Below are 14,121 nucleotides of genomic sequence, written 5' to 3' on the forward strand. Positions count from 1 at the left end.
TACTTTTTCAGCATGATCTGCTTTTACCCGAAAGGTTAAATACAAAACAACTTCTCTTTTTTTGTGTTACATATATCAAAAAAGACGTTGGTTTCAGCCAAGACATGTATCATAATTTAAACAAAAAACATTAGTTATGTTGAAAAGAATTAAGCCTGTCAGCATGGTTTTGCTTGCGAGCACGTTATGTTTCTCCGGGAATATATACTCGGCTTCAAGTGCAGGTAATCCAGACACTGACATTTCTCAACAAAATGCAAAAGTAACGGGAACCGTCGAAGATGCTTTGGGACCGGTTGCCGGCGCGTCTGTTGTTATAAAAGGAACCACCAACGGGACAATGACCGATATGGATGGCAACTTTACGTTGGATGGGGTAAAAAATGGGGATATTATCCAAATATCCTTTATCGGTTACGCCACACAGGAGATTCCTTATGCAGGACAAGCCTCTTTGTCTGTACATCTTGAAGAAGACACGCAAAAATTGGATGAAGTAGTCGTGACTGCTTTGGGTATGAAGCGTGATAAAAAAGCGTTAGGTTATGCCATGCAGGAATTGAAGGGAGACGAGTTGTTGTCTGCCCGCGAACCAAATTTGGCCAATTCGTTGTCTGGTAAAGTTTCCGGTTTACAGATTGTACGCTCCAGTAACGGGGTGGGAGGTTCTTCGAAGATCGTGCTCCGTGGTAACAGTTCGCTGACCGGTAGCAATCAGCCATTGATCGTGGTGGACGGTACGCCGATGGATAATTTTACAGGCGGTGTGGATGATGTTTGGGGTAATTCCGGAGCCGATATGGGTAACGGTCTTTCTGATATTAACCCTGAAGATATCGAATCGATGACGGTCCTGAAAGGAGCTTCGGCAGCTGCACTTTACGGTTCGAGGGCCGGTAACGGCGTGATCCTGATCACGACCAAATCGGGACGGAAAAACGAAGGGCTGGGGATTACGGTGAATGCTGGTATCACGGCTGAATCCATTTTTTTGAAACCGGATATGCAAAACAGTTTCGGACAAGGATCGGTCGGAGTTTATGACAACCAGTCCCGTTTGAGTTGGGGACCGAAAGCTGAAGGCCAGACTGTGACGGATTGGCTCGGACGCCAAGTGCCTCTCCAGACATATGACAATATCGATGCTTTCTTCCATACAGGAACCTCTTTTAACGAAGGCGTCAGTTTCCAGCAGAATATTAACGGAACTTCTGTCTTTGCATCTATTAACCGTTCGGATGATGCCGGTATCACACCGGAATCGAAACTGAATAAGACGAACGTTACGTTGCGTGCCACCACGTTCCTCGATAAGGCGGAGAAATGGAAGGTGGATACCAAAGTGAACTATGTAAATATGAATGCCCATAACCGCCCGATCCAAGGCGTGAACCCGTCAAATGCGTTTAACACGATATACGGTCTGCCTCGTTCCTTGAATGTTAAGGAATTTAAGAGCAGCGTGGATGAAGAAGGCAATATGATCTGGTGGGATGCCTCCAAGAACCCACAGGAAAACCCGTACTGGGTGACCAAATACCGGCAGAACAATGATACCCGTAACCGTCTGTTGGGTAACGTATCGTTGAAGTATGCGCCGACCAACTGGTTCGATATCGAACTGCGTGGCGGTACCGACTATTATACGACGACCAAAAATGAGAAAGTATATGCCGGCGGTAACACCTCGCCCCGCGGCCTGTATAATGAAGGTTCTGAGACATTCTACGAAAATAACTACAGCTTCCTGGCTACCGCACGCAAAGACAACCTGCTGGACCGCTTGGGCGGTTTCGTGACATTCGGAGGTAACCTGATGATGCAGCAGCGAACCAAGATGAACGCTTCGGCTGGTGAATTGCTGGTACCGGACCTTTTCTCCTTGAACAACGGCATTAATAAACCGACCGTTACCTCCGAGTTGATCCGCCGGAAGATGAATTCCCTTTATGGATCATTGCAACTGAACTGGGACGGCTATCTGTTTTTAGACGTGACAGCCCGTAACGACTGGTCATCTACTATGTCCAAAGACAATCGCTCTTATTTCTATCCTTCGGTCAGTCTTTCTGGTGTGATCTCGGATATGTTACCTAAGATCGGCGGAAACATGCCGGAGTGGTTCACCTTTGCAAAGGTGAGGGCTTCTTATGCGGAAGTCGGTAATGATCTTGATCCCTATCAGTTGTACAATAATTACACGGTAGGAAAAGACGAAAACGGGAATACGACGGCTGCTCCCGGCCAAATCTTGTTTGATTCGAGCGTACGAAGCGAGTTGATCAAATCATGGGAAGCCGGTTTCGACGTGCGTTTCCTGCAGAACCGCTTGGGTTTGGATTTCGCCTGGTATAAGACGAATGCGACCCGTCAGTTGCTGAACCTGCCGCTCGACCCGTTTGCCGGGTATAGTTCCCGCAAGGTGAACGCCGGTAATATCCAGAACGAAGGTCTGGAAATCTCGTTGAACGGCGCCATCTTCCAGAGTCCGGACATGCAGGGATTCAACTGGAATGCGACAGCCCAGTTCTCCTTGAATCGCAATAAGATCATCGACCTGTATCCGGGCGTGACGCTTTATGACATCAAGACATTGGATGCGATCCAGATCGTGGCGGCACAAGGCAGTTATTATGGTGATATTTACGGACAGACCTTTCTGCGTGTGACGGACAAGGACAGTCCGCATTATGGCAAGGTGATTGTGGGAGACGACGGCCTACCTCTGATCTCTGCTGAAAAGAGCAAGGTGGGTAACCAAAGTCCGGACTGGATGCTGGGTTTGACGAACAGTTTTTCATATAAAGGGTTTAACTTGAGTTTCCTGGTCGATTTCCGTATCGGTGGCGACATCTATTCGGCAACAGCTTCCAACCTATTTGTCCGTGGTAATGCAGCCGGAACGGTTGTGAACGGTGAACGTCAGGATTTTGTCGTGCCTAACACGGTTGTCAGGAAAGACGGAGGATATGTGGAAAACAATGTTCCGGTCACTCACCAGAACTATTGGGAGCGGATCGGATCGACCGGTAATTACGGTTTGCCGGAGGTTTTCACATATGACGCAACCAATATTCGTCTGCGTAACATCACTTTAGGATATACGTTCAACAGAGCGATGCTGAAAAAGACGCCGTTCCAGCGTTTGAATCTGTCTGCTACCTGCAACAATGTATGGATGATCCATTACAATTTGCCAGGTATTGACCCCGAATCCGTTTCGGCAACCAACACGAATGCGACTGGTTTCGAAAACGGGGCCGCTCCGACGAGCCGTTCGTTCACGTTTAACGTAACGGTCGGTTTTTGATAATTTGCAATCATTTTGTAAAGGATATAAAAAGAAACAACATAATATGAACACAAAAAATAAAATATTAGCAGGCCTATTCTCTATGGCGGCATTGTTTTCTTCCTGTAACGATTTTCAGGAGATAAATGAAGATCCGAACCAGGTGGATGAAAGCAAGGTAAAGCCTGAATGGTTTTTGAATGCCTCGATCGTCGGTGACCAGATGAATCCGGAGATCGCCGAACGTATGTTTATCCTGACTTGGAACCGGGCGTCTCGTTTCAATCGGGGAAGCGGTTTCACGATCGGTACGGATAATAATGATTATATCACGCGCTACCTGAGCAACGACTATGCCGTGAAATGGTTGAATCAGGCGACTAAAGCCGTTCAACTGGGCGAGAAGAAAGTGGCCGATGGTGAAGCTGATCTCTATCCGTATTATAAGAATGTGATCCAGATGGCGCGTATCTGGCGGGCTTACCTGAACTCGGAGGTCTCTGACGGGTTCGGGCCGATTCCGGCGTTGGATGCTTTTTCGGGCGTTCCGGGCGAGTACGACAGTGTAGAAGCGATTTATACTTTTATTCTCAAAGAACTAAAGGAGGCGGAAGCCGCGCTCGACCCGTCAATTGATATGTCTCCGATGTCGGCTGAAGACGCTTTCTATGCCGGAAATGTGAATATGTGGAAGAAATATGCCAATTCTCTGCGTATGCGCCTGGCAATGCGTATCGTGAATGCAAACCCGCAGCTGGCTGAAAGAGAGTTTGAAGATGCCGCTTCCAAAGGATATATTTCTTCACTTTCCGAACTTGCCAGTGTACAGGAAAAGGACGGATGGAGCGACCTGACCAGCGTTATGTCCCGTACCTGGAATGCACAGGCGATGTCCGTTACATTCAAGAATCTCGTGGTCGGCTTGGGAAGTAACGAATTTCCGCTACCTGATTCATTGAAAGCACATCTGAAGAACCCGCATACTTACATGGGCTTGTATTTGGATAGGCATTTTCCGTTGACGACGAACGATCCGTGTGCCGGATTTTATTTCGACGGCGTTCCACAATATGTCGATCCACGTGCACCGAAGTTATTTAGTGTAGTAGGATGGAACGATGGTGTGGTTTATTCCGATTATATCGGGGCGGCCAGCGAGGTAAAACCGGTCTCCCTGTTCGATCCGGATGATAACACGAAGCCGATGCTGACAATCGATCCTAGATATACTTGGGGGACATGGGTGGCCGGTGAATGGGATGTGAAAGGTAGTTTGGCTACCGAATTGACTGGAAAAAACTATAACTATCCGTCCATGTCGAAGCAATACCGCATGAGTACTCAGAAACGTGTCTATTTCGGTCCTTGGGAAAGTTATTTCTTGCTGGCTGAAGCCGGCGTGCGTGGTTGGGATGTTCCGGGCTCTCCTAAATCGAACTACGAGAACGGAGTGACTGCGAGCTTCGAGTACCACGGCTTGTTGAGTGAAGTCGGTGCTTATCTGTCTTCTACCGAATATAATCGGATCGGAACATCTGTCAGTTTCGACCATACAACGGAGGCAAAGCCTTATATCGTAAACTATGTTGATCCGTACACAAAAGAGAACAAGACGATGACTTATACATATCCGAAAAATTCCATCTATCGTGGCGGTGCATATAATAACGATGCGATGACGAAGATCTTCACACAGAAATATATTGCTCAGGTTCCCTGGTTGCCCGAGGAAGTTTGGAGCGACCATCGCCGTATCGGTTTGCCTTTTTTCGAGAATCAGGCCGTCGAAAAAGACTATAACCCGTTGAACCAGGTTCCCTTGACAGTTGCCACTTCAAAAGAATGCCGTTTGGAGTTTTATCCGAAGCGTTATCGCTATCCGGCCAATATCCAGACGAACAACCTGGAAGGTTATAATAAAGCTCTCGAACTGTTGGGCGGACCGGATGTGGTGGAGACTGCCTTGTGGTGGAATCTGAAGTAGTGATATGAGAAAAGGTTGGTAGGTGTTCGATGAAGAACTTTCCTACCAACCTTTTTATATGAATGAAGCAAACTGTTTATTGCATGCCTTCTGTCGTTACTTCCTTATTGATCTTTTTCACTAATCCTTGAAGTACAGCGCCCGGACCTAGTTCGATGAAATGATCGGCACCGTCGGCAATCATGTTCTGAACGCTCTGTGTCCAACGGACCGGGGCAGTCAGCTGGGCAATCAGGTTAGTCTTGATTGTTTCAGGGCAGGTTTCGCCTTTCGTGCTTACGTTTTGGTAAACAGGGCAAGACGGTTTGTGGATCGGAGTCGCTTCGATAGCGGCAGCCAGTTCTGCACGAGCCGGTTCCATCAGAGGGGAGTGGAATGCACCGCCGACTTTCAACTTCAGTGCGCGTTTTGCACCGGCTGCCAGCATCTTTTCACATGCGGCATCGATACCGGGTACGGAGCCGGAGATGACAAGCTGTCCCGGACAGTTGTAATTTGCACATACGACGACTTCACCTTCGATGCTTGCGCAGATCTCTTCTACTTTTTCGTCCGGCAATGCCAGAACGGCAGCCATTGTCGAGGGTGTGGCTTCGCAGGCTTTCTGCATCGCCATAGCACGTTTGGATACCAGAACAAGTCCGTCTTCGAAAGACAAGGCTCCGGCTGCAACAAGCGCGGAGAATTCTCCTAAAGAGTGTCCGGCTGTCATATCCGGTTTGAACTGGTCACCTAATGTTTTTGCAAGAATGACTGAGTGTAAGAAAATGGCAGGCTGTGTCACTTTTGTCTGGCGCAGATCTTCGTCTGTTCCGGCGAACATCAGATCCGTGATGCGGAAGCCGAGGATTTCGTTAGCCTTTTCAAACATCTCTTTTGCAAGAGGATTGTTTTCATAAAGGTCTTTTCCCATTCCGACAAACTGGGCACCCTGACCGGGAAATACATACGCTTTCATTTTTTCTAATCTTTTTCTAATTTCAGTTTTTTAAGATGGCGCAAAGGTAATAAATTTAGAATAATTGGGGTACTATTCATTACAAATTGTATCTTTGCCCCATCGATAACAGGAATATTAACGACTAATTTATACAATATCATGGATCAATTATTATTTCTTGGAAATTTAGGAACTGGCGAGATTATCATCATTGCCATTATTGTTTTGTTACTTTTCGGTGGTAAAAAAATACCTGAACTGATGAAAGGTATCGGTAAAGGTGTGAAAAACTTTAAAGACGGTGTAAAAGGATTAGAAGACGACATTAAGATAGACGATACCGATAAAAAGTAAAAGATGGCAGAATTAGAACAAGAAGAAATGTCCTTCTGGGACCACCTGGAGGCACTTCGTTGGACTCTGTTCCGTTCTTTTTTAGCGCTCTTTATCTTTGCGATAGGCAGTTTCGCCTTTATGCGTGGTAGCGATGGTATATTTGACCGCGTAGTATTGGCACCCTGTTATTCCGATTTTATCTTTTACAGATGGTTGTGCGATTTGAACCAGTGGTTGGTCAATGTCAGTCCGTGGTTTGATGTTCTGCCTGATTTCTGTAATGATAATTTTCATGTGGATGTGTTTAATATCAGATTGGCATCTCAGTTCTTTACTCACATGACCACCTCGTTCTGGTTGGCACTTGTGCTTACTTTCCCTTATCTGATGTGGGAAATCTGGAAGTTCATTAGTCCGGCTTTGTATGAGAATGAGAAGAAAAATGTCAAATGGGTATTTCTTTTGGGAACAATCATGTTCTTTATCGGATGTGCTGTCGGATATTTTATGGTATTCCCGATGACGCTGCGCTTTTTGGCAACTTATCAGTTGAGTGCCAATATAACGGAACAGGTCTCTTTGGATTCGTATATGGATAATTTCCTGATGCTGATCTTTGTGATGGGAATCGTTTTTGAAATGCCGTTGGTTTCGTGGCTGTTGTCGAAGATCGGTTTGTTGAAACGTTCGTTCTTCCACAAATACAGGCGGCATGCTATCGTGGGGTTGTTGGTTGCTGCTGCATTTATCACCCCAAGTAGTGACCCGTTCACATTGGGTATCGTATTCTTCCCGCTGTATGGATTGTTCGAATTGAGTGCGTTCTTTGTGAAGAATGACACGAATGGAGATGCAGATGACGAGGATGAAGATAGTACGGAAATCGCACCGGCCTAAAACTACGGACATCGTAAAATAGTTATAGAAGAGACGTACAGTTTTTATTGTACGTCTCTTTTTTTATCTTTGTCAAGACTAAAACATAAAGTAAACATGAGGCATATATCCTTATTGGCGGTCTCCTTGCTGGCTCTGGCAGCCTGCACGCCGGAAAAACAACAGGAGGCGGATGATTATACACAATATGTCAATCCTTTTATCGGGACAGACTTTACGGGTAATACCTATCCGGGAGCGCAAGTCCCTTTCGGAATGGTTCAGTTGAGTCCTGACAACGGGCTTCCCGGTTGGGACCGTATTTCCGGTTATTTTTATCCCGACACGACTATCGCCGGTTTCAGCCATACCCATTTGTCAGGGACAGGTGCGGGCGATTTGTACGATATCTCTTTCATGCCGGTGACTCGTCCGTATAAGGAGGCACCTGCTCCTTTGGGCGTCTATTCGACTTTTTCGCACAATGACGAGATGGCTTCGGCTGGCTATTACCGTGTGCTGCTGAAAGATTACAATATTAATGTCGAGTTGACCGCGACTGAACGTTGCGGTATTCAGCGTTATACGTTCCCCAAAGCAGAGGCATCCGTATTCTTGAACCTCAAAAAGGCGATGAACTGGGACTTCACGTTGGATTCGTATATAGAAGTGGTCGATTCGATGACGATCCGGGGATATCGTTTCTCGCAAGGCTGGTCTCCTTTGCAGCATGTTTATTTTGAGACTCGTTTCTCGAAACCTTTCATGGCTTGCCATATGGACACAACTTCTATCGTAACGAAAGATCGTGGCAGGATCGGTACGGCCTATATTGCCCGTTTCGATTTCAATACGGAGAAAGATGAGGAAATTTTAGTAACGACAGGTATATCCGGTGTCAGTATGGAAGGAGCAGGCAAGAACCTGCGTGCGGAGGTTTCGAAAGACGATTTCGATTATTATCAAGCGCAGGCTGCCAAAACATGGAACAAGCAGCTTTCTAAAATAGAGGTGAAAAGCTCGGATACTGATGACCTGGTGAAGTTCTATACTGCTTTGTACCATTCCATGATCGCTCCGACTATTTACAGTGATGTGGATGGTTCCTATTACGGCCCGGATCAGCAGATCCATAAAGCGGACGGATGGACGAACTATTCCACTTTCTCGTTGTGGGATACTTATCGCGCTTCTCATCCGCTATTTACCTATACCGAACCAGAACGTGCAAATGATATGATCAAAGGTTTCTTGAAATTCAATGAACAGAACGGGGCTTTGCCATTGTGGAATTTGTATGGCTGGGAAACCAATATGATGATCGGATATCATGCCGTTCCCGTAATTGTGGATGCGTATCTGAAAGGTATCGGCAATTTCGATCCGGAAAAAGCACTTGAGGCCTGTATTGCTACGGCCAACCGTGATGATTACCGGGGAATCGGTGATTACAAGAAGTTAGGGTATGTCCCAGCCTACGGCGATCCCAAGAAATGGGAGAACTGGTCGTTATCCAAGACATTGGAATATGCTTATGATGATTATTGTATTGCAACAATGGCAAAGAAGATGGGCAAGAAAGAGATCGCCGATGAATTCTACAAACGTGCTCAGAACTACCGGAATGTTTATAATCCGGCCACTTCTTTCATGCAGCCGCGTGACGAGAAAGGGAACTTCGCTGCAAACTTCAGCCCCGACGACTATACCGAAGATATCTGTGAAAGTAATGGCTGGCAATATTTCTGGTCTGTACCTCAGGATCTGGACGGTCTGGTCGGCCTGGTCGGAAGCAAGGAACGTTTCGCTGAGAAACTGGACAGTATGTTCACCTACGTTCCTAAATCGACAGAAGACCTGCCGATCTTCAGTACCGGTATGATCGGGCAATACGCACATGGCAACGAACCGAGCCATCATGTGATTTATTTATATAATAAAGTAGGACAGCCCTGGAAGACGCAGAAGTATGTGGCTGAGGTCCTGCACAACCTATATCAGAATGCTCCGGACGGTATTTGTGGGAATGAAGATTGCGGACAGATGTCGGCTTGGTTCGTATTCAGTTCGATGGGCTTCTATCCGGTTGATCCGATCAGTGGCAAGTATGAGATCGGAACTCCGATATTTCCAGAAGTGAAGATGCATTTGGCAAACGGCAAAACTTTTGCGGTCTTGGCTCCGGCTGTAAGCCGTGAAAATATCTATGTTCAATCTGTGAAGTTGAATGGCCGACCGTATGACAAGAGCTATATTACCCATGAGCAGATTATGAATGGTGACACATTGGAGTTTGAAATGGGTAACCGGCCGGGACCGGTATGGTATAATAATATGTAATTGCCATGACGAAGAATTCATGATGTTCATAAATCTCTATCACTCTATCACGCTTTTGCGTGTGTGCTTTATTAATCAAAGCGTGAGATGTGTGATAGATGGCGTTTTCATCTATCACACATCTATCACAAAATCAAATAGGCTATTTGTGATAGATAGGTATTTTATTATTAGCAAAGTAGTATGATTTTCGGCTGAACATCCGGATGTATGGGGCCTGAACATCCGGGTCTATGGAACGCTACACCCGGATGTAGAAGGTCGCAAGATGTGGGTGTATGCAAACATTTGTGCTTTTGTTTATTAGTTTGTCTGCTGTCCTGCTTCATTTTATGTCATACCTTTACGACAAATAATCTCCCTATAAAAAAGGTTTATATGCTGTTTAACAAGTTCGGAGACGGATGAAAACGGTAAGATAAGCACGAGGTGGCATAAAAGGAGAACTAAAAAGAAGGTTTCTTTGCAAAAAAGTTATTACTTTGCAACTGATTTAGACTATTAACATTAAAAGACAGCGAACTGATACCATGATTTGGAACGAGACTATCGAATGTATGAACCGCGAGGAAATGCGGAGATTACAGAGTATCCGCTTAAGGCGGGTTGTTGAACACGCTTATCATAATTCTCCTTTCTACCGTAAGAAAATGCAGGAAATGGGGATTACTCCGGAAGATATTCATTCTATTGACGATATAGTGAAGCTCCCGTTTACCGTTAAACAGGACTTGCGGGACAATTATCCTTTCGGGCTGATGGCCGTGCCGATGTCTGAGATTGTCCGGTTGCACGCTTCTTCCGGAACGACGGGAAAGCCTATTGTTGTCGGTTATACCCGGAAAGATCTGTCTATCTGGGCTGAAGTGGTGGCACGATGTCTGACCGCTTATGGTCTGACCAAGAATGATTCGGTGCAGGTTTCATACGGTTATGGCTTGTTTACAGGAGGCTTGGGAGCACATGCCGGAGTCGAGAATATCGGCGGGACGGTAATTCCGATGAGTAGTGGCAATACGCAGAAACAGATTCAGTTGATGCATGATTTTGGCGCTAAGGGGTTGGCTTGCACGCCTTCCTATGCGTTGTATCTGGCAGAAACAATTCACTCATCCGGCATACCGTTGGAAGAATTCAAGTTGCGTGTCGGTGCTTTTGGGGCTGAACCTTGGACGGAAAATATGCGTAAAGAGTTGGAAAGCAAGCTGAATATCAAGGCCTATGATATCTATGGGCTGACAGAGATTTGTGGTCCGGGAGTTGGAGGAGAGTGCGAGTGTCAGAACGGTACGCATTTATGGGAAGACCATTTTTTCCCTGAAATTGTGGATCCGGTTACTTTGGAACCGGTAGAACCTGGACAGCACGGAGAATTGGTTTTCACGACATTGACAAAAGAAGGGATGCCTATGATCCGTTACCGTACGCGCGACCTGACGCATTTGATTTATGATAAATGCGAATGTGGACGTACGGCTGTTCGTATGGGACGTATTCTCGGACGTAGTGACGATATGTTGATTATTCGGGGTGTGAATGTATTTCCGTCGCAGGTGGAATCGGTCATTCTTGAAATGCCGGAATTCGAACCGCATTATCTGATTGTGGTCGACCGTGTAAACAATACGGACACATTCCAGATTCAAGTAGAAGTGCGTCAGGAGTTTTATTCGGACGAAATGAACAAGATGATTGCCTTGAAGAAGAAAATCGCGAACCGTATGCAGAGTGTAATCGGTTTGCAACCCGATATAAGGATTGTCGAGCCGCGCAGCATCGAGCGGAGTATGGGTAAAGCCAAACATGTGATCGATAATCGTAAACTGGAATAGGAAAGAATTCTGATTTATGATTTGTGATTTATGAATTATCGACAGTTCATAAATCATAAATCATAAATAATTAGTTATAAATCAAATTTTATCCCCCATGTTAATTAAACAATTATCTATCTTTCTGGAAAATAAGAAAGGCCGTTTTACGGAAGTGGCAAAAATATTAGGTGAAGCAGGCGTAAACATGTCCGCTTTCACAGTTGCTGAAAATTCAGACTTCGGTATCTTGCGTTTGATCGTGTCGGATACGGATACTGCCATCAAGGTCTTACGCGATCGCTTGTATGCCGTGAGCGTGGCCGATGTTGTTTGTCTACATTGCCCCAATCAGCCGGGAGCATTGGCTAAAGCGATGGATATCATTACTTCGGCCGGAATATTTATTGAATATATGTACGCTTTTTCTCAGGGTGAGGCAGCCAATGTGATCATTCGTCCCGACAATGTGGAGAAGTGTGCGGAGGTTCTGAAAGCCAATAAACTGGAGCTGATTGCGGCCAGTGACTTATATAAGTTGTAAATATTAACGTTAAGCGCTTCGTTTATTTGTTGGAAAACTTTAACTTTGCGCGCTAAAAGTATGTGAATGAAAAAGGTTGTATTTTTATTGATGATGATTACGGTTCTGTTATCTTCCTGTGGGGAGTATAACAAGATACTGAAAAGTACAGACTACGAATTGAAATATTCGTATGCAAAGAAATATTTCAATGCAAAACAATATTCGAAGTCTGCCACTTTGCTGGATGAACTGGTGCCTATTTTTAAAGGTACAGCTAATGCTGAAGAATCTTTGTATCTGCTGGCGCAAAGTTATTATGGACAAAAAGACTACCAGACTGCTTCGCAATACTTTAATACCTATTATACGACTTATCCGAAAGGCGAGTTTACCGAGTTGGCCCGTTATTATTCGGGTTATGGATTGTATCTGGATTCACCGGACCCCCGCTTGGATCAGGCGCAAACGTATGAAGCCATTAACCAGTTGCAATTATATTTGGAGTATTATCCGCAAAGCGAACGTGCTAAAGAAGCTCAGAACATTATGTTCGAATTGCAGGAAAAGCTCGCCTATAAGGAACTGTTGGCAGTCCGGTTGTATTTCAACTTGGGTACCTATATGGGAAACAACTATCTTTCATGTGTGATTACCGCGCAAAATGCACTTAAGAACTATCCGTATTCAAAATATAGGGAAGAGTTTATGTTCTATACCATTCGTGCCAAATACGAATTGGCTGTGGTTAGTGTGGAAGAAAAGTTGCAGGGACGTTACCGTGAGGTTGTAGATGAATATTACAATTACATGAACGAGTATCCCGAAGGCAAGTATGTAAAACAGGTTCAGAAGTTCTACGACTATGCCAGCAAGCGAATAACAGATACGTATTAACGAAACAACTAATCAATAAAGTAAGTATGGATTACAGAAAGACTAACGCTCCGTCGAATACAGTTACCCGCGACATGATGAAGCTGTCATCAGACACGGGCAATGTGTATGAAACTGTTGCAATCATTGGTAAACGTGCTAATCAGATTGCTGTTGAGATGAAACAGGATCTGGAAAAGAAACTTCAGGAATTTGCTTCCTATAATGATAATCTGGAAGAAGTTTTTGAAAACAGAGAGCAGATTGAGATTTCACGTTACTATGAAAAACTCCCAAAACCGACTTTGATCGCAGCTAAGGAGTATGAAGATGGTAAGGTGTATTATAAGAACCCTGCAAAAGAAAAGAATAACCTTTAATTAATTGACAATTGATAATTGACAATTGACGGTTAGGTGATATCATCTAATAATTGTCAATTGTTAATTGTTAATTGTCAATTGTTTTATTATGTTACAGAGAATACAAACGGTTTATTTGCTTATTATAATGGCATTGACGATTGCCATTCTGTTTTTACCGCTTGCCGTGTTGCAGTCGGGTGATCAATTGTTTACATTTGATGCGACCGGTATCAGTACAATGGCCGCTCAGCCGGAACTTATTTATCCCACATGGGGATTGTTTGCTTTGACAATCGTGATCTCTTTGCTGGCTCTTTTGACTATCTTCCTGTTTAAGAAAAGAATCCTTCAGATACGGATTTGCGTATTTAATGCAATTTTGATGTTAGGTTTTTACGGTCTCTTTGCATTCTTTTACTGGGATCTGGGTAATCAAAAGGAGATATTCTCATTAAGTTTGAAGATCGCCTTTTCTTTTCCGTTAATCAGCCTGATTCTGGATTATTTGGCTATACGTAATATTGGGGCAGACGAAGCACTGGTGCGTTCTTTGGATCGCTTGAGATAATCATTTCGGAGTATATAAAAAAAGAGGATATCTCATCACTGGGATATCCTCTTTTTTTGGCCTAAATCTGATAGCCTAAAGACTATATTATCTCTATTAGCATTGATAAATTCTTAATACTTCTAATGCAAAACTAATCATGTAGTAGAGCTTTAGACTTTTAAAAAGGGAAAGGCGGCGTTTTTGTTTTGGGAGGATACTGCCCATTCT

Annotated in this window: 11 protein-coding genes; 10 read left to right on the plus strand and 1 reads right to left on the minus strand. The window is 44.6% G+C overall.

The window, feature by feature from the left end; all coding sequences use genetic code 11:
- Positions 1-136 precede the first annotated feature (136 nt).
- Positions 137-3,310: a SusC/RagA family TonB-linked outer membrane protein gene (locus tag NQ542_RS03800; protein WP_005639285.1), complete on the plus strand. Its 3,174-nt coding sequence runs from the start codon at positions 137-139 to the stop codon at positions 3,308-3,310.
- Positions 3,311-3,356: 46 nt separating this feature from the next.
- The gene (locus tag NQ542_RS03805) at positions 3,357-5,276 is read left to right on the plus strand and encodes a SusD/RagB family nutrient-binding outer membrane lipoprotein (RefSeq protein WP_005649966.1); all 1,920 of its coding nucleotides are present in this window, start codon (positions 3,357-3,359) and stop codon (positions 5,274-5,276) included.
- A 76-nt stretch (positions 5,277-5,352) separates the two neighbouring features.
- On the opposite strand, the gene fabD is transcribed toward NQ542_RS03805, so the two are convergent.
- Complete coding sequence (gene fabD, locus NQ542_RS03810; RefSeq protein ID WP_005639288.1) at positions 5,353-6,234, minus strand: ACP S-malonyltransferase; 882 nt, start codon at positions 6,232-6,234, stop codon at positions 5,353-5,355.
- 141 nt (positions 6,235-6,375) lie between these two features.
- Between fabD and NQ542_RS03815 the strand changes: the two genes are divergently transcribed.
- The 8 genes from NQ542_RS03815 (at position 6,376) to NQ542_RS03850 (ending at position 13,911) form a co-directional block, all read left to right on the plus strand.
- The gene (locus NQ542_RS03815) at positions 6,376-6,570 is read left to right on the plus strand and encodes a Sec-independent protein translocase subunit TatA/TatB (RefSeq protein ID WP_005639296.1); all 195 of its coding nucleotides are present in this window, start codon (positions 6,376-6,378) and stop codon (positions 6,568-6,570) included.
- Positions 6,571-6,573: 3 nt separating this feature from the next.
- On the plus strand, positions 6,574-7,449 hold the full coding sequence (gene tatC, locus NQ542_RS03820) for a twin-arginine translocase subunit TatC (RefSeq protein WP_005639298.1): 876 nt from the start codon (positions 6,574-6,576) through the stop codon (positions 7,447-7,449).
- A gap of 96 nt (positions 7,450-7,545) precedes the next feature.
- Entirely contained in the window at positions 7,546-9,768 is a 2,223-nt protein-coding gene (locus NQ542_RS03825) for a GH92 family glycosyl hydrolase (protein ID WP_005639299.1), read from the plus strand.
- Between the two features lie 530 nt (positions 9,769-10,298).
- Positions 10,299-11,600, plus strand: a complete 1,302-nt coding sequence (locus tag NQ542_RS03830; protein WP_005643803.1) for a phenylacetate--CoA ligase family protein — start codon at positions 10,299-10,301, stop codon at positions 11,598-11,600.
- 97 nt (positions 11,601-11,697) lie between these two features.
- Positions 11,698-12,123, plus strand: a complete 426-nt coding sequence (locus NQ542_RS03835) for a hypothetical protein (RefSeq protein WP_005639303.1) — start codon at positions 11,698-11,700, stop codon at positions 12,121-12,123.
- 66 nt (positions 12,124-12,189) lie between these two features.
- On the plus strand, positions 12,190-12,999 hold the full coding sequence (locus NQ542_RS03840; protein ID WP_005639304.1) for an outer membrane protein assembly factor BamD: 810 nt from the start codon (positions 12,190-12,192) through the stop codon (positions 12,997-12,999).
- Positions 13,000-13,025: 26 nt separating this feature from the next.
- The gene (locus tag NQ542_RS03845; protein ID WP_005639305.1) at positions 13,026-13,358 is read left to right on the plus strand and encodes a DNA-directed RNA polymerase subunit omega; all 333 of its coding nucleotides are present in this window, start codon (positions 13,026-13,028) and stop codon (positions 13,356-13,358) included.
- A gap of 91 nt (positions 13,359-13,449) precedes the next feature.
- Complete coding sequence (locus NQ542_RS03850; protein WP_005639306.1) at positions 13,450-13,911, plus strand: DUF4293 domain-containing protein; 462 nt, start codon at positions 13,450-13,452, stop codon at positions 13,909-13,911.
- The last annotated feature ends 210 nt before the right edge of the window (positions 13,912-14,121 follow it).

This window comes from Parabacteroides merdae ATCC 43184 (genome assembly GCF_025151215.1).
Classification (GTDB): domain Bacteria; phylum Bacteroidota; class Bacteroidia; order Bacteroidales; family Tannerellaceae; genus Parabacteroides; species Parabacteroides merdae.

Coding starts and splice junctions, on each gene's coding strand:
- NQ542_RS03850 (WP_005639306.1), top strand. CDS start 13,450: ATGTTACAGAGAATACAAACGGTTTATTTGCTTATTATAATGGCATTG.
- fabD (WP_005639288.1), bottom strand. CDS start 6,234: ATGAAAGCGTATGTATTTCCCGGTCAGGGTGCCCAGTTTGTCGGAATG.
- NQ542_RS03840 (WP_005639304.1), top strand. CDS start 12,190: ATGAAAAAGGTTGTATTTTTATTGATGATGATTACGGTTCTGTTATCT.
- NQ542_RS03835 (WP_005639303.1), top strand. CDS start 11,698: ATGTTAATTAAACAATTATCTATCTTTCTGGAAAATAAGAAAGGCCGT.
- NQ542_RS03805 (WP_005649966.1), top strand. CDS start 3,357: ATGAACACAAAAAATAAAATATTAGCAGGCCTATTCTCTATGGCGGCA.
- NQ542_RS03800 (WP_005639285.1), top strand. CDS start 137: ATGTTGAAAAGAATTAAGCCTGTCAGCATGGTTTTGCTTGCGAGCACG.
- NQ542_RS03845 (WP_005639305.1), top strand. CDS start 13,026: ATGGATTACAGAAAGACTAACGCTCCGTCGAATACAGTTACCCGCGAC.
- tatC (WP_005639298.1), top strand. CDS start 6,574: ATGGCAGAATTAGAACAAGAAGAAATGTCCTTCTGGGACCACCTGGAG.
- NQ542_RS03825 (WP_005639299.1), top strand. CDS start 7,546: ATGAGGCATATATCCTTATTGGCGGTCTCCTTGCTGGCTCTGGCAGCC.
- NQ542_RS03830 (WP_005643803.1), top strand. CDS start 10,299: ATGATTTGGAACGAGACTATCGAATGTATGAACCGCGAGGAAATGCGG.
- NQ542_RS03815 (WP_005639296.1), top strand. CDS start 6,376: ATGGATCAATTATTATTTCTTGGAAATTTAGGAACTGGCGAGATTATC.